The sequence below is a fragment of the Rubritalea sp. genome (genome assembly GCF_039830215.1).
Lineage (GTDB): Bacteria > Verrucomicrobiota > Verrucomicrobiia > Verrucomicrobiales > Akkermansiaceae > Rubritalea.
Genome location: NZ_JBDOPO010000097.1, coordinates 1 through 21,572 on the forward strand (window position 1 = coordinate 1; position 21,572 = coordinate 21,572).

At 47.1% G+C, this 21,572-nt stretch carries 17 protein-coding genes; 11 read left to right on the forward strand and 6 right to left on the reverse strand.

The genetic code is table 11. The features are described from left to right. Positions 1–45 precede the first annotated feature (45 nt). Positions 46–297 (reverse strand): hypothetical protein, encoded by a 252-nt coding sequence (locus ABGY95_RS03080; protein WP_347440226.1) that lies wholly within the window; start codon positions 295–297, stop codon positions 46–48. 2 nt (positions 298–299) lie between these two features. On the opposite strand from ABGY95_RS03080, the gene ABGY95_RS03085 reads away from it, so the two are divergent. Continuing rightward, the gene (locus ABGY95_RS03085) at positions 300–3,026 is read left to right on the forward strand and encodes a helicase-related protein (protein WP_347440228.1); all 2,727 of its coding nucleotides are present in this window, start codon (positions 300–302) and stop codon (positions 3,024–3,026) included. 118 nt (positions 3,027–3,144) lie between these two features. On the opposite strand, the gene ABGY95_RS03090 is transcribed toward ABGY95_RS03085, so the two are convergent. After that, positions 3,145–3,282 carry a hypothetical protein gene (locus ABGY95_RS03090; RefSeq protein ID WP_347440230.1) on the reverse strand — a complete coding sequence of 46 codons (138 nt, stop codon included), beginning with the start codon at positions 3,280–3,282 and terminating at the stop codon, positions 3,145–3,147. Between the two features lie 150 nt (positions 3,283–3,432). Here ABGY95_RS03090 and ABGY95_RS03095 point away from each other — a divergent pair, with 150 nt between their 5' ends. The 7 genes from ABGY95_RS03095 (at position 3,433) to ABGY95_RS03125 (ending at position 10,306) form a co-directional block, all read left to right on the forward strand. Continuing rightward, a complete protein-coding gene (locus tag ABGY95_RS03095; RefSeq protein WP_347440231.1) occupies positions 3,433–4,629 on the forward strand; it encodes a hypothetical protein in 1,197 nt (398 codons plus the stop codon). A gap of 17 nt (positions 4,630–4,646) precedes the next feature. Then, complete coding sequence (locus tag ABGY95_RS03100; RefSeq protein WP_347440232.1) at positions 4,647–5,321, forward strand: MotA/TolQ/ExbB proton channel family protein; 675 nt, start codon at positions 4,647–4,649, stop codon at positions 5,319–5,321. Positions 5,322–5,335: 14 nt separating this feature from the next. Then, positions 5,336–5,761, forward strand: a complete 426-nt coding sequence (locus tag ABGY95_RS03105; RefSeq protein WP_347440233.1) for a biopolymer transporter ExbD — start codon at positions 5,336–5,338, stop codon at positions 5,759–5,761. Continuing rightward, complete coding sequence (gene def / locus ABGY95_RS03110) at positions 5,758–6,336, forward strand: peptide deformylase (RefSeq protein WP_347440234.1); 579 nt, start codon at positions 5,758–5,760, stop codon at positions 6,334–6,336. The genes ABGY95_RS03105 and def overlap by 4 nt, the downstream gene beginning before the upstream one ends. A 269-nt stretch (positions 6,337–6,605) precedes the next feature. Continuing rightward, positions 6,606–8,417 carry a GreA/GreB family elongation factor gene (locus ABGY95_RS03115; protein ID WP_347440236.1) on the forward strand — a complete coding sequence of 604 codons (1,812 nt, stop codon included), beginning with the start codon at positions 6,606–6,608 and terminating at the stop codon, positions 8,415–8,417. Between the two features lie 123 nt (positions 8,418–8,540). Continuing rightward, positions 8,541–9,824: a phosphopyruvate hydratase gene (gene eno, locus ABGY95_RS03120; RefSeq protein WP_347440237.1), complete on the forward strand. Its 1,284-nt coding sequence runs from the start codon at positions 8,541–8,543 to the stop codon at positions 9,822–9,824. Positions 9,825–10,042: 218 nt separating this feature from the next. Then, positions 10,043–10,306, forward strand: a complete 264-nt coding sequence (locus ABGY95_RS03125) for a septum formation initiator family protein (RefSeq protein ID WP_347440239.1) — start codon at positions 10,043–10,045, stop codon at positions 10,304–10,306. Between the two features lie 61 nt (positions 10,307–10,367). Here ABGY95_RS03125 and ABGY95_RS03130 read toward each other — a convergent pair whose 3' ends face one another. Together ABGY95_RS03130 and ABGY95_RS03135 are read right to left on the reverse strand one after the other, a co-directional pair. Then, positions 10,368–12,212 carry a glycoside hydrolase family 15 protein gene (locus ABGY95_RS03130; RefSeq protein ID WP_347440240.1) on the reverse strand — a complete coding sequence of 615 codons (1,845 nt, stop codon included), beginning with the start codon at positions 12,210–12,212 and terminating at the stop codon, positions 10,368–10,370. Positions 12,213–12,249: 37 nt separating this feature from the next. Continuing rightward, entirely contained in the window at positions 12,250–14,436 is a 2,187-nt protein-coding gene (locus ABGY95_RS03135) for a bifunctional alpha,alpha-trehalose-phosphate synthase (UDP-forming)/trehalose-phosphatase (RefSeq protein ID WP_347440241.1), read from the reverse strand. Between the two features lie 211 nt (positions 14,437–14,647). Between ABGY95_RS03135 and cysS the strand changes: the two genes are divergently transcribed. Continuing rightward, the gene (cysS, locus tag ABGY95_RS03140; protein ID WP_347440242.1) at positions 14,648–16,057 is read left to right on the forward strand and encodes a cysteine--tRNA ligase; all 1,410 of its coding nucleotides are present in this window, start codon (positions 14,648–14,650) and stop codon (positions 16,055–16,057) included. A 12-nt stretch (positions 16,058–16,069) separates the two neighbouring features. Then, positions 16,070–17,056, forward strand: a complete 987-nt coding sequence (gene hemB / locus ABGY95_RS03145) for a porphobilinogen synthase (RefSeq protein ID WP_347440243.1) — start codon at positions 16,070–16,072, stop codon at positions 17,054–17,056. A gap of 936 nt (positions 17,057–17,992) precedes the next feature. Here hemB and ABGY95_RS03150 read toward each other — a convergent pair. Beyond that, positions 17,993–18,577 carry a riboflavin synthase gene (locus ABGY95_RS03150; RefSeq protein WP_347440244.1) on the reverse strand — a complete coding sequence of 195 codons (585 nt, stop codon included), beginning with the start codon at positions 18,575–18,577 and terminating at the stop codon, positions 17,993–17,995. Positions 18,578–18,631: 54 nt separating this feature from the next. Beyond that, positions 18,632–20,392, reverse strand: coding sequence for a putative Na+/H+ antiporter (locus tag ABGY95_RS03155; protein WP_347440245.1), 1,761 nt, complete (start codon positions 20,390–20,392; stop codon positions 18,632–18,634). A gap of 126 nt (positions 20,393–20,518) precedes the next feature. Between ABGY95_RS03155 and ABGY95_RS03160 the strand changes: the two genes are divergently transcribed. Beyond that, positions 20,519–21,427 carry a thioredoxin family protein gene (locus ABGY95_RS03160; protein ID WP_347440246.1) on the forward strand — a complete coding sequence of 303 codons (909 nt, stop codon included), beginning with the start codon at positions 20,519–20,521 and terminating at the stop codon, positions 21,425–21,427. Positions 21,428–21,572: the final 145 nt, after the last annotated feature.

Here is a 21,572-nt window from a genome sequence, read left to right on the forward strand (position 1 = left end):
AGGAACGGCTTTCGATTGCAGATAGCACTTTACCAATGCGTGATCTCACACGGGAAGAGCTTGCGGGGAAATAAGGTTTGGATTTGGGCCACTATATTTCTGTGCTTTATAGGAATGTGAGAGGTTGAACTCCAGCTTAAGATCGAGCTCGCTGTTGGGAGCTTCAGCTAGAGGTGTCCGCATGTTTGTTATCGACTGAGCGAGAATGAGTCGACTTGGTAGGGTGATGTTACCTGCAAAGCTCTTCCAAAAAAAGATTGCAAGGGGTGGGTTCGTGAGTAGGTTGCGCGTCCGCATTTATGGATAGAGCAATGATTGTACCGGGGCAGAGATGGGTGAGTGATTCCGAGCCAGAAATGGGATTGGGAATGATACTCAAAGTGGAATTCGCGACGGTTGAAATCTTATTTCCCGCAGCTGAAGAGACTCGTTGTTACGCACTCGAGTCGGCTCCATTGCGCCGCGTTATTTTTAAGAAAGGTGAAGTGATCATGACTCACGAGGAGGTGGAGTATGTGGTCAACTCAATCAAGGAGTCTGATGGTCTAGTGACGTACCTCACTGATGATGCAGAGATCCCAGAGGCGCTGCTTTCCGACAACATGGGGTTCAACAAACCACAGGATCGTTTGTTCGGTGCGCAGGTGGATGAGAACTCGGTTTTCCGTCTCAGAGCGGAGGCTTTGTATCGCCAGAATCAAATTCGTAAGTCTCCATTACGAGGTTACATTGGTGGTCGTACAGACTTGCTGCCACATCAGCTTTCGGTTGTTAATGAAGTGGCAAAACGCCTTACTCCACGTGTTCTTCTTGCTGATGAAGTGGGTCTGGGTAAAACCATCGAAGCGTGCATGATCATGCACCGGTTGCATCTCACTGGTCGCGCGGATCGTGTATTGATCCTCTTGCCAGAGCCATTGATCAACCAATGGTTTATCGAGTTACTCCGCCGCTTCAACATGCTCTATAGCATCTTTGATGAAGAGCGTTGTGCTTCGATCCAAGAGAATGACCCAGAGGTAAATCCATTTTTGGATAGCCAACTGGTGATAGCGAGTGTGGACTTCTTAGCCTACAATGAAGAGCGTGCGGAACAAGCCCGTGAAGCTGGCTGGGATCTACTTATCGTGGATGAGGCACACCATCTGGAGTGGAATACCGATGAAATGAGCTGGGAATATGCGTTGGTTGAGTCCTTCGCCTGGATTGTTGATAGTTTACTTTTACTGACAGCGACACCTCAGCAGCTCGGAGTGGTTGGGCATTTCGCGCGTCTGCGCTTACTTGACCCTGAGCGATTCTGTGACCTCAATACCTTCATCGAAGAATCTGATCACTATGGAGAGGTGGCTGATTTAGTCGCACAGGTTGAAGCCGATGAAAAATTGCATATGACAGCATTTTCTGAGTACTCAACACGGGTACAGGAGTATGCCAAACAATGGATCGGTGGGGAGGCCACCGCTAAAGACAATCTGGTGGAAAGCTTAGTGGATGGATTCGGTACTGGCCGAGTGATGTTCCGCAATACCCGTCAGAACCTTCCTGGATTTCCTGAGCGCAAGGCGCATTTGGTGGCGATCGAGGGTGAAGAAGTCTATGACAAGCTTGATTGGTTAGTGAAGCTACTCGGTGAAGTAGGTAAGGCTAAGGTCTTGCTCATTTGCCAATCAAAGGAACTTGTTGAAGAAATTTCTGCTGAGATCTTGGAGCGCGTGCAAATGAATATTGCGCATTTCCATGAAGACTTAAGCCTGCTCCAGCGCGATAAGAATGCAGCGTATTTTGCTGACCCAGCAGGAGCTCAGTTGTTGCTGTGTTCTGAGATCGGTAGTGAGGGACGTAATTTCCAATTTTCCCATCACTTGGTGCTGCTTGATCTGCCAGAAGACCCCGAGTTGCTCGAGCAGCGTATTGGTCGCTTGGATCGAATTGGCCAGACTGAGACGATTCAGATCCACGTGCCGTATTTGGAAGAACATGGTGATGAGGTTTGGGCAAAGTGGTACCACGAGGGACTCGGTGCTTTCGAAAGTAACGTCCACGGTGTCACTGAGATTTTCCAACAAGTTCAAGAGGATATCACAGGTCTGGCGGAGTGTTACGATTCTGACGCTCTAGCTGATCTGATACAATCCACTACGAAGCTTAAATCTGAAGTGGGCGAGAAGCTCTCTGAGGGCTATGATCGTCTGCTTGAGTTGAATTCGCATCGACCAGAAGAAGCCAATAAGGTGATTAAAGAAATCAAGAAGGCGGACAAAGACGAGTACTTTGAGCACTTCTTGTTGCGCATGCTGGATCAATTTGGTGTGGAGGTTGAGGAACTCGATGGTCGGAACTACCTTCTCAAGCCAGGCAAAATCACCACTGACGCATTTCCTAATATCCCGGAGGATGGGATGACTGTGACTTTCGACAGAAAAGTGGCAGTGAGCCGTGAAGATATGGACTTCCTGACTGTGGATCACCCAATAGCTACGGCGTGTTTTGATCTGATGTTAGGTTCTGAGGTTGGCAATTCGGCGTTTGGCATTTGGGTAGCTCCTGGTGAGAAGATGATCATGTTAGAAAGTTACTTTATTGTGGAGTCATTGGCGCCGAGTTACCTTCACGTGGATCGTTTCCTGCCAAATACTCCAATTAGAGTGGCGGTCGACCATAATGGTAAAAACTTGTCGAATGATAAGGCCCTAGCGCAGGCGAAGTTGCGCAAAGGTGGAGTTCGGAAATTACTTGATAAGCCAGTGGTGAAGACAACTCTTTTGCCTAAGATGCTCGAGCAACTTGAAGAGCTAGCGAAAGTGGAAATGAAAGCAGTAGTGAGTAAGGCCAAGCGTGAAATGCGCAAGCACCTCAAAGCTGAAATCACCCGACTTAAGGATTTGGCCAAAGAGAATTCCCACATCAGCGAGCACGAAATCTCAGCGCTTGAAGAGCACCGTGATGCGCTGGAAAATTCCATTGTGACTGCCAGACTTCGTCCAGACGCGGTGCGAATGATTTGGAAAGAATCCTCGATATAGTGCCTTAGTCGTTAAGGATGTCCAGCGATTGATAGATTGGTGGACATTCGTGCTGATTATGGCCTTGGGGCAGTTTTCACTAGGGCCTGCTATAGTGCTATTGACGCGCACCTCATTGTTACAACACGGTCGGGCTGCTGGCTGGCCGTGGTTGCTTTGGATTACGATTTGGCTGGAAGGCTTTTTGTTGTGGGTGATTTGGTATCAATATTGCAGTGTAGAGGTGTGCGTGGGTGTTACCTAAAAATGGCGTCATAGATTGATGTCTGTTTTGGGATAGCACTCTGGGGAATGGCTGTGTTCTTATTGTGTTCATTGGTGTCACGGTATTGCTGAAAACGTATACAGAATCACTAACTGGTTGCGTTTTTTATGAATTCCTCCAGTTTAGTCAAACTTTCGGCAAATGAGTGATTCAAAGCTAAAATTGGTAGGTGTGACAGTGGCTTTGCTGCTGCACCTTATCGTGGCTTTGGCTCTGACGCATGAGACGATCACTCAGTTCCTTTTTTCAAAACGGGTGGCTGAAAAAAAAGTAGAACCCAAGGTGCCTGAACCAGTGGTGAGCTTCCGATTTATGGCGAAGCCAGTCCCAGAGCCAAAGAAGGTTCCAGAACCTAAATCTGAACTTTCGAAAATGGCGGATAAGCAGCGCTATAACCGCACGACGGACGAGCAACCACAGGAAAAACCAAAGGATGCTAAGTTCTACGGCGACAGTGACACGGTGGCGCAGAGTAATGCAAAAGTGGATCCGAATGCAGTAAATCGACCTTCAGTAGATGGAGAGCGCACGCGTGACTATCCGGCAATGGCATCGAGTTTTCAGGATGGTAGTATAGAGCACGAAGCAGTAGGGCAACCGAATAAGCCTTCTCAGAATGTGCCAAGTGTGACTCCTGCGCCGTCGACAGAACCAGTAGTCGCAGAGAATTTGCAGGATCCAGTAAAGCAGCCCGATGTAGCTCAGCAAATGGATGCAGGAAAACCACTTTCCGGCTCAAGCGTGCCGCTCGCCGACTACCTAGATGCCATCAATAAGTTGCCTTCCGAAATCAGGTCGAGTGAGCCGATCGCAGATATCCCCGATAAAGATAACGGCAAAGCAGACACGGATAGCGATAAGGAGGAGCAGCTAAAGGAAATGGCTAAAGCTGAACAAAAACCTAAACCGAAGGTGACAAAAATACCTTCGAGTCCAGTCCATCGGAGTAATCAGCCAGGCTTTAGACCAACTACTGAAGCCAGCCAAATGATCGGGTCAATTTCGAGAAGGGGTGGAGTATCCTCGCTAGACACCGAGGCCACACCATTAGGTAAGTACAAAAAGGCTGTGCACAAATCTATCGCCAAAGAGTGGTACCGCAGGATCGGTCAAAATCCAGACCTCATCAAGCCAGGCGCACTTCAGGTACGTTGGTTCGTTTATGACACGGGCAAGGTACGCGGAATCAACATTCTACGTGAGCTTCAAGGCTCAGAGATTCAAAAAGGAATCACGATCCAATCTATCTCGACTGCCAGTATTCCCAAAATGCCAAACTCGCTGAAGAAGCAACTCAGTGGGGACCCCGTCGAAATCACTATCACTTTTCAATTTTAAAACACACCAGACAATTTATGCACACATTTCTTGCCGCAGCCGAAAAAGCATCAGCGCTTTCTAAAATTTCCGATTTCTACGATAAAGGTGGAATCATCATGTATGTGCTCACGTTTTGCTCTATCTTAACCCTTGCTGTGGTAGTATATAAGGCACTAGATCTCGGGAAAAGCCGCGTGATGCCAGATGACCTAAAAAAGGATATCGATTCAGCGGCTAATCATGGTGATGAAGCCGCGTTTAGCCGAGTCACTCAGCAGTCTAGCGCAGGAAACTCAGTTCTCGCTCGTTTAACTCAAGTGGTCGTACAAAGAGGTGATCACTCTGGTGCTAAGATCCGCGATGCGGTTCAGGCGAAAGCCCATGAAGAAATCGTGAAGCTCCAAGGTGGAATTGGCGTGCTGGATGTGGTGATCGTAGTGGCTCCAATGTTGGGGTTGCTCGGTACAGCGAGCGGTATTACTACTGTGTTTGATGGCATGAGTTCACTGGGAGATATCAAAATGAGCATTATGGCAGCAGGTGTGGCAGAGGCTCTTTCAACAACTATTGCTGGTCTAGCCGTGGCTGTGCCAGCAGTGATTGGACATAGCTATTTCAACCGTAGAATCGAGACCTATGCATCGCAGCTTGAGGTGGTTGTTGGCAATCTTGTGAGCACAGTCTCAGATGATAAGGAAGTCGCTTCATAAAACCCCCAGCGTATATGCAATTTTATCGCCCCAGAAAACCCATTCCCGCCATACCGATTGTTTCGCTGATTGATATCTTGGTGATTCTTTTGATTTTCTTCATCGTAACGATGCAGCCAAAACAAAAGAGAACAATCCTGGATATTTCGATGCCAGTTGTGGGTGACCTGCCCACAAAGCAGGTGATCGATAGCGGTCGAGTTGTGTTAGCTCTTTCAAAAGAAGGCGAGATAACTCTCGATAGTACGAGAATATCTCCGAAATTGCTCGTGAGCTATTTGGAGACGGTAAAAAGCCAAGGGCGTGAGCTCGAATTAGAAATGGATAAGCAAGTTAAGCTTGAACAAATGATCATGATATCCGAGGCATTGACCGAGGCAGGTTTCGAAGCTAACCTGCCAACCCGCGTACGCGACACTAAGCAAACCACAGATTCATGATTTTAGATATTATGCAGCTAGGGGAATCCGTTCTCCGTAAAAAATGTAAGCCAGTTGAGAAAGTTGACGCTGAGCTTGAGTCCTTCGTTCAGCATATGATCGAGACTATGAACGATGCCGAAGGTGTTGGTCTTGCCGCTCCACAGGTGGGGGCAGATATTCGCTTAGCTATCGTTGATACAGCACATGACCCAGAGTGTGTTAGCTTTTTTAAGGTCAACGGAAAAGATGCAAAGATGGAGGATTTCATGCCACTCGTTTTCATCAACCCGCAGCTAGAGTTTTCTGGCCCTCAAGAGACAGATATGGAGGGATGTTTAAGTATCCAGGAAATCCGAGCTAAAGTGAAACGTCGTTCTATCGTCAAAGCCACATTACCTCAGCTAGATGGTTCAGTTCTTGAGATCGAAACTGATGGATTGTGTTCGCGGGCAATCCAACACGAGGTCGACCATCTCAATGGTATCTTATTCACGGACCGCATTAGTTCCTCTACAAAGTCTAGGCTCAAGCGCAAGCTTAAGAACCTAGCAGCAACAAAATGGGAATACCCTTCCCGCCAAACTGGCAAATAGGTCAAGAATTTTGCCTACTGGAATCTTTCAATTTCCCTAAAACTTTTGTTTGTATGCGATGCCTTTGGATTGACACAACTAGGGTTGTGGAAAATACGTGGTGCGCATGTGTGTTCATTAAGCTGTTTGATACTTGGCCTTAGATGACTTCCACTCATTTCAGTGGATAGCTCTGCCATTTAGTTTAAAAGTTAGAGCCGACGAGGCTCTTTGAATTTTTTTATGGTATAGGATTGCTATTTGCATGCCGCAGATCCAAGTTCTTTTTTATGCATCCTGATGTAGCACCACTCGTAGAAGCTGGGCGGATTTCTGAAGAAGTCGGCACACGATTATCACAACTAGCCCCTGGGCAGTACTGTCTCCACAAAAGCTGGGGAGCCGGCAAAGTCATTGATTGGGATATCCGTAGTGGCAAGATTACGATTGATTTCGAAAAAAATGAAGATCAGACAATGGGCCTTCAGTTAGCTATCGCTAAGACCGAGGTTCTTGCTCAAGATCACTTCCGTGCTCAAAAGTTAGAGGCTATGGAGGCACTTCGTGAGCTATCTGTTAGTGATCCCGTAGAACTTGTGCGTCGCACGCTTAATAGTAATGGTGGAACAATGAAGATTGATCAACTCGAACGTGAGCTGATTGGTTCTGTTGTCCCTGAAGAAAACTACAAAAAGTGGTGGGATGGAGCTAAGAAGCTGCTACGTGCCAGCCGGGCAGCCGTGGTGCCAACAAAGCGTACTGAGCCACTAGTACTCCGAGACGAGAATGTGTCACCAACTGATTCATTGTTGCAGGATTTCGATGCTGCTCGCGATTTTAAAACCAAAGCTCGCGCTCTCGAGGCTATAATTAAAGATTTCAAACATTTTAAAGGAAACGTCGAAGCTCAGGAAGCTATCAACCAAAGTATTGATGACTCTGTGCGTAAGGGCATGAAACTTCATCTAGGGCAAGCGCTCGATCTATTGGTGGGCCGTGACGAGCTGATGGCTATTTCTGATGATTTGGAACTCGACGCTTCAGCACTCCGCGTTTCAGATGTCATTGCTAATGAAGGTGCTAAGATCGGGGCTGAGCTCGGTTCACTACCGGCTGCACGTCAGCGCATGGTTTTCGAAGCTTATCCAGCTGCATTTGGTGGTACTTGGGTCAAGGAATTGCTAGCTATTTTTGATGTTGTAGGACCACGTGGACTCGCTGAAATCGCTAAACTTCTCATCGAGAAAGATGAAGAGACTGAGCTCTACACTTACCTGCGTAGGCATATCGGTGGGCGTATTCTGGGTGCTGATTCACTCCTTTGGGTTTGTCGTGAGCGCAAGAAGTCATCTGAGCCAGTATTCGACGTAGAAGTTGGCAATGCTATACTTAGCCTGCTGGAGCGCGATGTGATGGACGATGGCCCACGAAAGAGTAGCCGACTACAGTCTTACTTCATGGAGGAGCGCACGCTCATCCCAGACCTACTTGAGAAATCAGACGTCAACGAAGCCCGTAGTTTTGCGCGTAAGCTTCACCAATCGCAAATTTTTGCAGAACTCGACCGTAAGTCTTTGATGGCTCGCGTAATCAAGGCTTGCCCAGCGACTCAGGAGCTTGTGAATAGCGATGGAGCTGAGAAGAAAGACGATGGCGTTATCTCATCATGGGATAGCATTACCAAACGCAAGTCTGACCTCGAAGACCTCATTACTAACCAAATTCCCCAAAACCGCGAAGACATCAAGATAGCTCGTTCCTACGGGGATCTTCGTGAAAACGCTGAGTACCACATGGCTAAAGACTACCAGAAAGTACTTATGCGCCGTCAAGCAGACATCGAAATCTCGCTTTCCAGCGTGCAGGGTACTGACTTCTCTGGTGTTAAAACAGACGTTATCAACATTGGAAATATTGTCCACTTCGAGGGCGGTGTGACATACACAGTTCTTGGAGCATGGGACTCTGACACAGATAACAATGTTATATCTTACCTTTCTGAGTTAGGTAACAGCATGCTTGGTCTTAAAGTTGGTGATTCAGTTAAAGTGCAGTCAGTAGAAATGACTATCGCGAAGATTGAAGCATACAACAAAGACTAGTACCCCATTTTATAAAAGGAATGCATAGAGTGCGTTCCTTTTGATTGAGTTCTCAGCTGAGAACTCAAACTACAACACATGGCTCGTCACCACATTTGAGCCCGACACACATGAAACAAAATTATGGAATTCACAGCAATTGAAGATATTCGCGGACGCGAAATCATTGACTCCCGTGGTAACCCAACTGTCGAAGTTGACGTTACTCTAGCAGACGGCTCATTCGGCCGCGCAGCAGTACCTAGTGGTGCATCCACTGGCGAACACGAAGCGTGCGAACTTCGCGATGGCGATAAATCTCGCTACCTCGGTAAAGGCGTTGCAGATGCAGTTACTAACGTCAACGAAAAGATCACACCTGAACTTATCGGTCTTGACGCCACAGACCAAGCGCTCATCGACCGTACAATGATCGAGCTCGACGGAACTAAGAATAAAAACAACCTCGGCGCAAACGCGATACTTGGAGTTTCACTCGCAGTAGCACACGCCGCAGCAGCTTCGTGTGACTTACCTTTATTCAAATACCTTGGCGGCCCCAACGCAAAGGTTCTTCCTGTCCCAATGATGAACATCATCAATGGTGGCTCACACTCTGATGCTCCTATTGCATTTCAAGAGTTCATGATCCGTCCAATCGGTGCACCAACATTCAAGGAAGCTGTACGCATGGGTGCGGAAGTTTTCCACAGCCTCAAGAAGGTTCTTCACGACCGTGGTCTTAGCACTGCAGTAGGTGATGAGGGTGGATTCGCTCCAACATTTGATGGCACTATCGATGCGCTCGACACAGTGTCGCTCGCAGTAGAAAAAGCTGGCTACGTTGTAGGCAAAGACATCACATTCGCTCTCGATTGTGCCGCATCTGAGTTCTTCGAAGATGGTGTATACAACTACGCTAAGTTCGAAGGTGAAGGGGGGCAGAAGCTCACTTCTGAGCAGCAGGCAGAATTCCTTGCTGAGCTCGTAGAGAAGTACCCAATCGATTCTATTGAAGATGGTTGCGATGAAAACGACTGGGATGGTTGGAAAGCTCTCACAGATGCAATCGGCGACAAGGTTCAGATCGTAGGTGACGACCTCTTCGTAACGAACGTTGACTTCCTTAAGAAAGGAATCGAACTCGGAGTGGCTAACTCAATCCTTATCAAGGTGAACCAAATCGGCACGCTCACTGAGACTTTTGATGCTATCGAGCTCGGTAAGATCAATGGTTATAATTCTGTTATTTCGCATCGTTCAGGTGAAACAGAGGACAACACCATCGCGGACATCGCTGTTGCGACAAACGCTGGTCAGATCAAAACTGGTTCAATGAGTCGTTCAGATAGGATTGCAAAGTACAACCAACTTCTTCGAATCGAAGAAAAGTTGGGAGCAAATGCAATCTATGCTGGTGCTCTCTAGAAAAATCAGCTAAGGATCTTACATCCTTATTTTTTCCTCATGGTCTGATAGGATCATGAGGATTTTTTTGTAGATAGACCAAGTGCTAACAGAGAGTACAGTAGTTTGCCAAAATGGCTAGAAACCCCACAGTTAGAGTTCGCTCCCGGCGTCATCCAGACAGTCGCATGTGCGCGAGGACCCAAAGTCTACGCAAACTTAACGTGGTTAGTTTTTATGTGCTAGTTATATTGGCTTGTTTAGGGGTTATAGCAACTTGTCTTCCTGAGTTTAGGGCACTTCAGTCCTCTGAGAGTGAATTAGCTAAAGTGCAGGAAGATGAATTGGCGATGAATGCCCGTGTCGACCAGCAACTCCGTGAATACCGTGCGTTAGAGCAGGACCCGTATTTCCTAGAGATTTATGGTAGAGATCGACTAGATCTCTACAAAAAAAGTGAACGCGTTTTCCGATTTTCACGCGAAACTGACCAGACACTTTAGGACTGTAGTTCTTAATAACTTAGATCTAGCATTCTATTATTAGTAGACGTAAAAATTGTCTCTATTCTTCAATGAAATAGTCGTGACAGTCTTCAGCTAGTTCCAATGCACAATCAATGAGGGCGAGATGGCTATAGGCTTGGGGGAAGTTTCCAAGGTGCCTCTTAGTGTCGAAATCCAAGTCTTCTCCATAGAGGCCATTGGGATTAGCGTATCCTAGCAAGGTATCAAATCGCTCTTTAGCCTCTTTCCTCTTACCTGAACGAGCAAGGGCTTTGACCATCCAGAATGAGCAGACGGTGAACGCGCTAGAAGGTTCTCCAAAGTCATCATGGTTACGGTATCGATACATTAAGCCATCACGGCAGAGCTCTTTATCACTAAGTTCTACGGTTGATATGAAACGCGTGTCCATTGGATCAATGAAACCGTATTCAGCCATGAGCAGATTCGCTGAATCTAAGTCTGTGCTGTTGTAGGTTTGTGTGAATGCCTTTATCTCATTGTTCCAACCTTTTGAACAGACGTCATGATGAATCTCTTCTCGCAAAGTGCGGTGTTCATCGGCCCACGAATGTTTCCCTAGTCTTTCGGCTATTTTGATGGCTCTATCAACTGCAACCCAACAAAGGACTTTGGAGAATACAAAATGTCTTTTTTCTCCGCGAATTTCCCAAATGCCTCGGTCTGGCTGTTGCCAGAATTCCTCGACAGTTTTGATGATCGAGCGAACGCGGGTCCAACGTCTATCAAGCGTTTCAGGGGCTGGGTGGCTTGCTAGAATATCGTGGTGCATGAGGTCTTTGTAGATCAAATCCATAAGAATTCCATAGATGTCATGTTGTTGCTGATGGTAGGCAGCGTTGCCGACCCTGACGGGAGCTGAGCCATGATATCCGCTGAGATGGGTGAGGGGTGCTTCAGTGAGCTTTTTCTCACCACGGATCCCATACATGATTTGGAGTGCGTCATCTTTGGTTGGCACAGTCTGCATCATCCAGTTGATAAAACTTTCAGCCATGTTGTGGTGGCCGATACGGTGTAGAATATCAACAGTCATGGACCCGTCTCTGATCCAGCAAAACCTATAATCCCAGTTTCTTACTTCTCCGATTGTTTCTGGAAGCGAGGTTGTGGCTGCTGCTAGCACTGCGCCTGTGGGAGTGAACTGGAGCATTTTCAATGTGATTGCACTGCGCACTATTTCTTTCGCATAGCAATCACACTTGTGAGTACTGGCAGCCCAAAGTAACCAGTAGGCTCGAGTCCATTGCAGCTTGAGTTCAATTTTTTCTTGGTCTGGAGTAATGACTTTGTCGTGGTAGCTAAGAAGTAAATAGCTCTGTTTGTTTAGAGGAATGGCTTTCTTTTCGAGAATAGATTCTGAATCGATGTCAGTATAAAGATAGCAGGATTCATAGACTGTGGAGCCGTCCTCGTGTTCGCCTGTTGTAGTGCTTTTTAGTCGTCCTTTACCAAAGGGGAACGAATGGGTGTCGAACTTTGCGTAATCGAGCTTTGGTGCGTAGTCTATGATGATTGAGGGATTACCTGAGCATGGCTTGAGCACCCGAATGATGTCACTCGAGACGTCATTTCTTGAACGCGATTTGCCATCCCAACTGTAGCGTGGCATGAAGTCGATGACTTCGAACGATCCACTCTCTCCCTCGAATGTAGTGACGAGTATTCCAGTATTCTTTTCGTATGCTTGTTTAGTCGGCTCACCATCGAGCATGCGGATACCAAAGTGCCCACCTTTATTTAGATCAAGCATTGATGCAAACACTGTCCCAGAATCAAAGTCTGGCATGCATGCAAAAACAATGGTGGCGTCACAATCGATGATTGCGCATGTGCGGCCATTTCCAATAATTCCGTGATTGTAGTTAGATTGGGTGTCCATGGGGGTAGATGTGTTAGAGCGAAATAGTATACCTTTCTTAGGTCAGAGATTCTAGTAAATTTCGTACGGCCTTGATTGTACTACGCTGGTTGGCACGTGTATCACCTTCACCAATCTTAACTGTGTGAAAACTTGTGTTCTCTGGTTCTTGAATGGCAAACATGGATTCGTCAGTGACATCATCACCAACTGCGAGAGCTATATCTGGTTGCCATTGGGTTATCATTCTTTCTATAGCCACACCTTTGTTTACGAGCTGGCTGGCTACTTCGATCATTTTTTGCCCATGATGAACTGCCACAGCAAGGCTGGCTGTCGTGGATGTGAGTTCCGATAAGAGACCTTTTGCACGCCATAGCCCAAACTCAGGATCAGCTTGGCGGTAGTGCCAGACAATTGAGGAATGTTTTATTTCAATCTCAGAACCGGGGGTGAGTGCCACAGAGGCTTCTAACTGTGGTAGGATGAGATTCTTCCATGTGGTGTCGACATGTGGGTTGAGTAGTCGCCATTTCTGCATCGACTGGGTCTTCCAGTAATATCCGTGTTCTGCGACTAAATGGAGGGGAAGGCCACCTAGGTGTTTATCTAGAAATTTTTTGGGACGTCCACTGACAATGGCTAGCTCAATATTTGGCTTAGTAGCTAGGTCTGCTAACAATTTCTTTAACGCGTTATCTGGAATAGCATCTTCTGGGTGCTGGGTAAATTCCCTCAAGGTGCCATCGTAATCGAGAAAAATGGCAATTTTCTTACCTTGGTCGATGTGTTGCTGGAGTTCTTCGCGAAGAGGTTCAAGTTTAGCGTGAATAGTTCCTTTATGGTGAAAGTTAGTACCTTTTTGAAGGTCTGAGAGGTATCGCTTAGCCCAGGCTCCAGCATCGTTGTGTCGCATTCTATTCTGCATAGAGTGTGTGCGCTTCCACATCTCCACTTCGCTCATTTGTAGGGCTTCATTGATAGCTTTCACCACTCCGACTGTATCATGCGGGTTAACCTGTAAGGCGTGAGACATTTCATTTGCTGCACCAGCAAATTCACTGAGGATGAGAACACCTGGGCGAGCTCGGTGAGAGGCTCTTTTGCAATCAATAAATTCTTTAGCCACTAGATTCATTCCGTCCACAATGGGGGTGACCATGCAGATGTCTGCCAGTGAATACAGGGCTGCGAGTTCATCCACCTGGAAGCTGCGGTGAAGAAATTGTACGGGTGAGTGCCCTACATCGCCATAGTCACCATTGATTGCGCCAACCTCGCACTGAACCTGAGATGTGAGAGAGTCGTATTCCTCCACACCTCGCCGTGAAGGAACAGCCACTAAGACAAAATTGACGAGCCCACGTTGCTCTGGGTGCTCATGAAGAAATTGGCGAATCGCGGTGATTTTTTGCGGAAGACCTTTGGTGTAATCTAGCCTCTCTACGCTAAGAATGAGTTTACCCGAGCCTAAATGCTTGGCGTGCTCACTGTGCATTTTAATGTAATTATCAGATTTGGCAGCATCTTGAAAAGCTTCGCTGTTATGGCCAATTGGATAAACGCCTAACTGTATGTGTCGGTTCTTTTGCCAAAGCCCATCCATGTCCGCCTCGACACCTAAGATGCGTATGAGCGCAGAAATAAAGTGGCGAAGGTAATTGTATGTCTGAAAGCCAATCAGATCACAGCCTAGCAAACCATTCAGTAGTTCATCTCGCTCGGGTAGGGCTCTAAATATTTCGCTAGAGGGAAAGGGTGTATGCAGGAAAAATCCAATCTTAAGGTCAGGACGCATTTCCCTTAATAATTGCGGCAAGAGCATGAGGTGGTAGTCGTGGATCCATACATGGGCATTGGATGAGGCAATTTCGGCTATTTTATTAGCAAACTGACTATTCACTGCACGATAACTTTCAATCCATTCAGTGTTAAAACGCGCTCGATCCTGCATATAATGCAATAGTGGCCATAGTGTGGAGTTTGAATATCCGTCGTAGTAGTCTTGGATATTTCCCTCAGATAGGTCCAGAGGTTCGAAGCCTAGCTTTCGCAGGCTGGTTTTGAGCTCGCGATTCCCCTTTCCAAGATCCGTGCAGGAGCCCCCCCAACCAACCCATGTATACAGGTCGCCCAAACCACTGCCCTCAATGGCCGATGCGAGTCCGCCTGTTGTGCGTACTAGTGAGCTATTAGCAAGAATTTGTATAGGCAGCCTATTGGATGCTAGGATGAGTTTTGCCATGTTTCTAAGGGAGTTTTCTAGGATGACTGAAAGTGAGTAGTCTGTATCTTACAGATTTAGAATTGACTGTCTACCTATCTGTGATTTTTCTGATTCGTGGGTGCATACCGCAGAAATTCTTGAGCTAAAACTTGTAGGGGAGGGGGAGAGGATGTGGTAGAATGTCTGCAAAAGTCTTTCCAATAGGTTGATCTGGGGCTATGGCCTAGATATGCGCCTTTACGATACGCTTGCACGAGAAACGAAGGAAATCACACCTATTGATGGTGCTATCTACGGATTCTACTGCTGCGGACCCACAGTTTATGGTCCCGCGCACATTGGAAATTTCCGTACATTCGTGGTTCAGGATGTTTTCCGCCGGACTCTAGAACTAGGAGGCACTCCAACTAAGCATGTGCGTAATCTTACAGATGTGGATGATAAAACTATTCGTGATTCACAAGCTGCAGGGCAGACGCTCAAAGAATTCACTGGCCAGTGGACTAAAAAATTTCACCACGATTGCCACGCACTCAACTGCCTACCGCCAGATATCGAGCCCAGTGCTGTGGAGCACATCCCGCAACAGGTAATGATGATTGAGGAATTGATCAAAAAAGGACACGCGTATGCAGCGGATGACGGATCAGTCTATTTCCGTATCAGTTCATATCCAGAGTACGGGCAGCTTTCACACCTCGATGAACGTGAGCTAGATTTAGGAAAGACTCAGAGCCAGCGCGCCAATGACTCAGATGAATACGAGAAAGATAGTGTGGCAGATTTTGTCCTTTGGAAAGTACGTCGTGATGAAGATGGTGAGAACTACTGGCAAAGCCCATGGGGCGAAGGACGTCCTGGCTGGCACCTCGAATGTTCTGCTATGATTCGTGAGTATCTCGGTGCGAATTTCGACCTTCACTCAGGTGGGGAAGACTTGGTATTTCCACACCATGAAAATGAAATTGCTCAGAGTAAGTGTTCCTGCGGTGGAGATTTTGCGGCGCATTGGTTTCACATCACTCACTTGTTAGTTGAAGGCAAAAAAATGTCGAAGTCGCTCGGAAATTTCTTCCGGCTAGATGACCTGATAGAGAAAGGTGCTAAGCCAAATGAGGTGCGCGTGGCTCTGATTGGCGCCCACTACAGAAAGCAACTCAACTTCACTCTCGATAGCCTGCATGCTGCGAGCGAGGCCTTAGATAAATTACTTAAAGCTGAGCGCGCACTAGCGAAACTTGCAGGTGTGGACGAGGCTCCTAGCTACGAAGAACTCATAGGTCTTGAGGATAAAGGTCTCTTTGAAAATGCTTGGATAGGGCTGAATGAAGATCTCAATACGCAGCGAGCTATTGGAGCTATGTTCGGTGCTTTGCGTCGTTCACAGAACGAGTCAAACCCGCTGGCACAATGGAAGGGTCTACATTTTATGCTTCAGGCGTTAGGTATCCAATTGCCTGAGGTTGTTGAAGAAGTGCAAGAAGAGGCACCTGAAGTGATAAAAGCTCTAGCAGCCCAACGTTGGGATGCACGTAGCAATAAAGAATGGGCAAAGTCAGATGAACTGCGCGACCAGCTCAAGGAGTTGGGATGGCTTGTCAAAGATGGTTCGGGTGACTATAGCTTAGAAAAGATTTAACAATTACCGATCATGCTTCAAAGACCACGCCGCAACAGAAAGTCACCAGCCATTCGTAACCTCGTACGCGAGGTGTCACTGTGTGCCAAAGATCTAATCTACCCACTCTTTGTTCACGAAGATGCTGAGGATGTGGCGATTGCCTCCATGCCAGGGTGCACGCGTTGGTCGATCGAAGGCTTAGTCAAAGAGGCTGGGGAAGCCCATGCTTTAGGAGTGCCCGCTGTGGTCATTTTCCCAGCAGTTCCAGAAGAAAAAAAGAATTCAACTGGTGATGAAAGCTACAATCCACATGGCTTGATCCCCCGAGCTTTGAAGGCTTTAAAATCAGCTCATCCGACACTCTGTGTCATCACAGATGTAGCGTTAGACCCATACAACTCAGATGGCCACGATGGAATAGTCCAAGTGCGTTCGGATGGTGAAGTTGAAATCCTCAACGACGAAACGCTCGAGGTGCTTTGTAAGCAAGCGCTTAGTCATGCTGCAGCTGGAGCGGATATCGTCTCCCCTAGCGACATGATGGACGGCCGAGTTGGGGCATTGCGAGAGGCGCTCGATGCTGCAGGATTTGCAGATGTCTCTATCCTTTCTTACACAGCTAAATACGCATCGGCGTACTACGGTCCATTCCGTGGTGCTCTTGATTCAGCCCCCAAGGCTGGCGATAAGAAAACCTATCAGATGGATTACGCCAATGTCCGCGAGGCGATCCGTGAGGTAATCCTCGATGAAGATGAAGGGGCTGACATGGTGATGGTGAAGCCTGCTGGAGCCTATCTTGATATCATCGCGAAATTGCGTGAAAACACCATGTTACCAATTGCCGCTTACCAGGTGAGTGGGGAATACCTCATGATTAAATCTGCTGCTGATGCTGGATGGTTAGATGAGAAGGCCATAGTGTTAGAGAGCCTTACAGCGATCAAGCGCGCAGGTGCAGACCTCATTCTAACCTATTACGCAAAACAAGTAGCTAAGTGGGAGCGTGAAGCATAGCCCAGTGCCACCTGATCTTGATATTCACGTAGAGTGACTGAGCAGTTTTTTAGTCCCAAAGTGTGGGATACGTGGGGGGGGATTAGAAGTGGTGAATTTACATTGAGACAGCTACACATGTTTTCATTCATGAGTCATGGCGAGAAGAGATTGTTAGAATCGGCAACTTAGTATGACAAGTACACCCTTTAATAGGTCGGTGAGAAGCTGCGATCAAGTAACGGTAGCCCTGATCCTTCAATTGTAATTCGAGCCAAAGGATAGCCTTTCTTTTTGTGCGCATGAGGGAGCCTTGGTATTTGTCATGAAACCTTTTAAGATACGCTTCAGGGACTGAATAGTCGTACCCAAGAATTCTATGGCACGTGCCATAGAGATGGGTTTCTGAAATTTCACCCAGAATCGCAAACGATACCGATCAGCTTTAAACTAAGTAAATCGGCCAATAAAACCCGACTGGTGATTTTCATCAGAGTTAGGGATGTCATCCTGATGTTTTTAACCCCCAGCTTGCTTAGCTCAATGGGTCATTGTAATTCATTAGTCTGTAGTCGTATTCGTACGAAAGTGGGCCAGCAGACAAATGAGTGAGAGGTATTATGAGACATCAATTTTACCTAGACTTAAGGATGTACGCATAGAGGCGTTGGAACAAAATACCGTACATAAAGGTCCGTGCTAAATGAGTCGCAGGGCGGTGGAGGGAATGGCATTGAAGTGCACAAGTTGGCAGTTGAAAAAAAGAAGTTTTATTGATGATTTAACATTGGTACACGATTTGATCGTTATTTGAATCTTGATCGTTATGCGGATTATAAAACCGAGTGTAAACCTATTTTAAATAGTGTGAGATGAGTGGAAATCTTGGGGTATGTGTGCAGAAAAAAGCTCTAGTCTAGGCTAGAGCTGAAAATGCATTGGAGCGGAGATCTGGAGTTACTTGGCGAGTAATCTTTCCGTGTACTTAGCGAGTAAGTCGGCCTCTAGGTTGACTGCTTTACCGAGTGGGCATGCGTGCAGGTGTGTGTGTGCAAAAGTATGTGGGGTGATCCAGAAAACTGCGCTGTTGTCAGTGAGTTCGGCAATGGTTAGTGAAATGCCGTCGATGGCTATAGAGCCTTTATCGATGCAGTACTTGTGAATGGACTCTGGTAGGGCGACCTCTAAACGGTGGTCTTGTCCGTGCTTAGATAAATCTAGGATGCTTCCGGTATCATCCACGTGACCTTGGACGAAGTGGCCACCGAGCCTGTCGTTAGCTCTCAGTGCACGCTCGAGGTTGACGACTGATCCGACTTTGAGTTCGCCTAACGAGGTGATTTTTAAAGTCTGAGCCAATAGGTCAAATTTAGCCGAGTTTTCATCAAATTCAGCAACTGTGAGACAGCAGCCATTGGTGGCCACGGAATCCCCTAGACTGAGTTCCTTAGCAAAAGGGCTAGCAATGGTGAAGCGTGATTGCTCACCGAGGTTTTCTATGTGCGTGATAGTGCCAGTAGTTTCGACAAGTCCTGTAAACATGATATATAGATGCTAAAAAAAAGCCCCGACATTGTCGAGGCTTGTAGATTTATTTTAGTGAGAGTGACCGCTGTGGTCATCGTCGTGCTGGGAGTCCTTACCAGCATCAGTGTGTTCCTCAGCGTGTTCACCGTGATGCTCCATGTCATCTAGAGGATCAACTACCATGCCTTTTGATGGAATAAGCATGAAACATGCACCCATGATGAATGTTGGGATAAGCGCTGCTTTCAACAACTTGAATGGCACCACCCCACCCTTGAAGTACTTACCGAGAATTGACTGGCCGGCTGGGTTTGGAGCATTGGCAATGACCGTGAGGCCGCCGCCAGTCACCGCACCTGCAAGAACGGCATACTTAGCTCCGATCGACAGACCTGGTGCTTGCGATGCAAGGTAAGTGATCGCAGCATTGTCGTTAAAGGCAGTGAGAACAATCGAGCCGATCATGAGGAAATAGTTGTTGTCGATTGATGTGATCAATGGGGCAATCCACCAGGACTGGCACTTTCCGTGGATAACGAGACCCGCGAGGAAAAAGCCCACTAGGAGAGGTGACTTCATGCTGACATCATTCTGGTGGTGACCAGTGGTCTGAGTGAACCCGAGGAAGAACATGAATCCAAGAATGAACAGCGGTGGATCGTGTGCATTAAGAACTGTCCATGCCAAAAATGCGAGATGTATCAATGTGACGGATAGTGGGATAGGGTCTTCACGTTCTGCCCAGAGAGCACGACGCTCTTCTTGACCATTATCAGCAGCCAGAGCTTTGAAGTGTTTTCTATAGATGAAGAAATACATGGTGTTAGCTATGGCTATACCTACAACAGCTTTGAGGCCAAAGTTGATGAACATGTAATCCATGCCGAAGTTCCATTTGCTCGCGACCATCAACACTGGTGGTGCCGCGAAGTGGGTCAGAGTTCCGCCAACTGAGATGTTTACAAAAAGTAAACCTAGAGTCGCATAGGCGAAGTTTGCCGGTGGGTTTTTATCGAAGAAACGCTTAGCTAGCAACATTGCAGCAATAGTCATAGCTGCAGGTTCGGTTATGAATGATCCGAGGATAGGTGCAACAGTGATGATGGAGAGCCACCAAGCTGCAGGGCCGCCACCAAATATGCGTGCAATGGAGCCGATCACCCTCTCAGCAAAACGTACTACTGGGCGAGTTGCCGCAATTGCCATGATGATGACTACGAACACAGGCTCGATGAAGTTGACGTCACTTCCAAAGTACAGTTGGATTTGGTGGTAACCAGCTATGAAACCATCCAGTCCATTTCCGAGGAAGCCGAAGAAGTAGTAAATTGCGATAGCAAGAGCTGCAATCCAGAGACCAAAGATGACTTCGACCTCTCCCAAGAAGTGCAGTGCTTGGGCTTTAAATGAGACATCATCTTTCGCGTCTTCTTGAGGCTTAGCGCAGCCTGTGCGTCCTTCTTTTTTGATGCGTATTTCGTGTTTTTCCTGATGGTCGTGAGCCATTTTGACGAAGAATCCAGCTAAGAATGTGTGTAGAATAGCACAAACAAAAATAATGGTGGCAACGAGGTTAAAGCCATTTTGCTGTTTAGCGCGGTAGGAAAGTGTCTCACTAAGAGATAGAGTCTCGCCTTCAGATAGAATGCCGTCCTCTTTCAGCTTCTCATCATAGTAGCCCAATGGGAGTGGGAATTCGGCAAATTGGTCTTCAGTTAGACCATACTCTCCAGCCTTATAGGCTGGTTGTTTTTCAGCGGACGCCATAGTTAAGGAACTTAGCCCAATCAGGGCGAACATGGCGAAAATGAGGCGTTTGTAATTACTCATAATAGATGTATGATTTGTATGCGCACCGGAATAAACGGATATTGTCGATCCAGCAATGATTATTTGCGTCGTTATTTTTGAGAATGCTGGCTTGAATTGGCTATTCCCTTTGATAAAGCTACTACCATGCATTTTCTCCTTCGCTTATTCGCTTTGATAGCTTCGGCATGCATTCTCGTATTTGGCTTCACTAGCTGTGCTGTCATCGGAAGAAATGCCAAAATTGTTGGGCAAGATTTCAAAGACCTGACTGGATTTGGGGATGATGAAAAAAAAGGATCCAGCTTAAAAAAATTATCAGATGTGCAGGCTACTACGACGACTGATGCTAGCCAGCTGTACAGCGAAGATAAAATCGTCTGGGCCGATGAAGACCCTAATATACCGATGGTCGATCTAGAGGGGGTTTGGAAAACCGGCCCTAGGGATAATTGGTACGAGAGTTACACCGAGGCCATGCGCATTGCTCGTAAGGATGGCAAGCCAGTCCTGTTGTGGTTTACTAATTCCGACCGGAATTCAGCGTCACAATCACTGGATAAGGAACTTTTTTCGCACGCGGAGTTTGAGGACTGGGCTAAGGAAAATGTCATTCGGCTACGCATCGACACTAATATAGTCGAGGATGACCAAAAACTGAGGGATAAAAAGCGAAAATACATCAGCCAGCTGCGCAAGCAATACAAAGTAATGGGGGCTCCCGTCGTGCTTGTGGTCTCACCGCGTGGAACGCAGTTTGGGAAATACAGAGGATACAAGACAGGCGGATCACTCTTCTATTTTGGGCGATTGAAGTCAGCCCATCGCAATGCCATGGCTGACTACGGCAACTGGCGTGCGGAGTATGAAGCGAAAGGCTACAGGACCTGGCACGACAACAAAGGGCGTAAAGTCTTTGCTAAGCCCGTAGGGCTAGAGCAGGGTGTAATCATGCTCAAGAACCCTGAAGGGAAACGCTCAAAGACGCCCCTAAATAAGCTTTCTCGTGACGATCAAGCTTGGGTCGCCGACTACTTGGAAAGGCAGAAGAAGTAACTTCTGAGGGTAGATTCTGGAGAATGGCATAGGACATAAACCTATGTCGCCAGTTTCCACGCGAGGCCGCGATAGTTGAGTAGGCCAAGGTAAACAGACCTTGTAAGCTCAGAAAGCGCCTGACCGACCTTAGACACATTTCATG

What these genes read in the sequence shown, in the direction of transcription:
- ABGY95_RS03155 (WP_347440245.1), bottom strand. Translation starts at nt 20,392, where the DNA reads ATGAGTAATTACAAACGCCTCATTTTCGCCATGTTCGCCCTGATTGGG.
- hemB (WP_347440243.1), top strand. Translation starts at nt 16,070, where the DNA reads ATGCTTCAAAGACCACGCCGCAACAGAAAGTCACCAGCCATTCGTAAC.
- ABGY95_RS03135 (WP_347440241.1), bottom strand. Translation starts at nt 14,436, where the DNA reads ATGGCAAAACTCATCCTAGCATCCAATAGGCTGCCTATACAAATTCTT.
- ABGY95_RS03130 (WP_347440240.1), bottom strand. Translation starts at nt 12,212, where the DNA reads ATGGACACCCAATCTAACTACAATCACGGAATTATTGGAAATGGCCGC.
- ABGY95_RS03080 (WP_347440226.1), bottom strand. Translation starts at nt 297, where the DNA reads ATGCGGACGCGCAACCTACTCACGAACCCACCCCTTGCAATCTTTTTT.
- ABGY95_RS03100 (WP_347440232.1), top strand. Translation starts at nt 4,647, where the DNA reads ATGCACACATTTCTTGCCGCAGCCGAAAAAGCATCAGCGCTTTCTAAA.
- ABGY95_RS03095 (WP_347440231.1), top strand. Translation starts at nt 3,433, where the DNA reads ATGAGTGATTCAAAGCTAAAATTGGTAGGTGTGACAGTGGCTTTGCTG.
- def (WP_347440234.1), top strand. Translation starts at nt 5,758, where the DNA reads ATGATTTTAGATATTATGCAGCTAGGGGAATCCGTTCTCCGTAAAAAA.
- ABGY95_RS03115 (WP_347440236.1), top strand. Translation starts at nt 6,606, where the DNA reads ATGCATCCTGATGTAGCACCACTCGTAGAAGCTGGGCGGATTTCTGAA.
- ABGY95_RS03160 (WP_347440246.1), top strand. Translation starts at nt 20,519, where the DNA reads ATGCATTTTCTCCTTCGCTTATTCGCTTTGATAGCTTCGGCATGCATT.
- eno (WP_347440237.1), top strand. Translation starts at nt 8,541, where the DNA reads ATGGAATTCACAGCAATTGAAGATATTCGCGGACGCGAAATCATTGAC.
- ABGY95_RS03085 (WP_347440228.1), top strand. Translation starts at nt 300, where the DNA reads ATGGATAGAGCAATGATTGTACCGGGGCAGAGATGGGTGAGTGATTCC.
- ABGY95_RS03150 (WP_347440244.1), bottom strand. Translation starts at nt 18,577, where the DNA reads ATGTTTACAGGACTTGTCGAAACTACTGGCACTATCACGCACATAGAA.
- ABGY95_RS03090 (WP_347440230.1), bottom strand. Translation starts at nt 3,282, where the DNA reads ATGACGCCATTTTTAGGTAACACCCACGCACACCTCTACACTGCAATA.
- ABGY95_RS03105 (WP_347440233.1), top strand. Translation starts at nt 5,336, where the DNA reads ATGCAATTTTATCGCCCCAGAAAACCCATTCCCGCCATACCGATTGTT.
- cysS (WP_347440242.1), top strand. Translation starts at nt 14,648, where the DNA reads ATGCGCCTTTACGATACGCTTGCACGAGAAACGAAGGAAATCACACCT.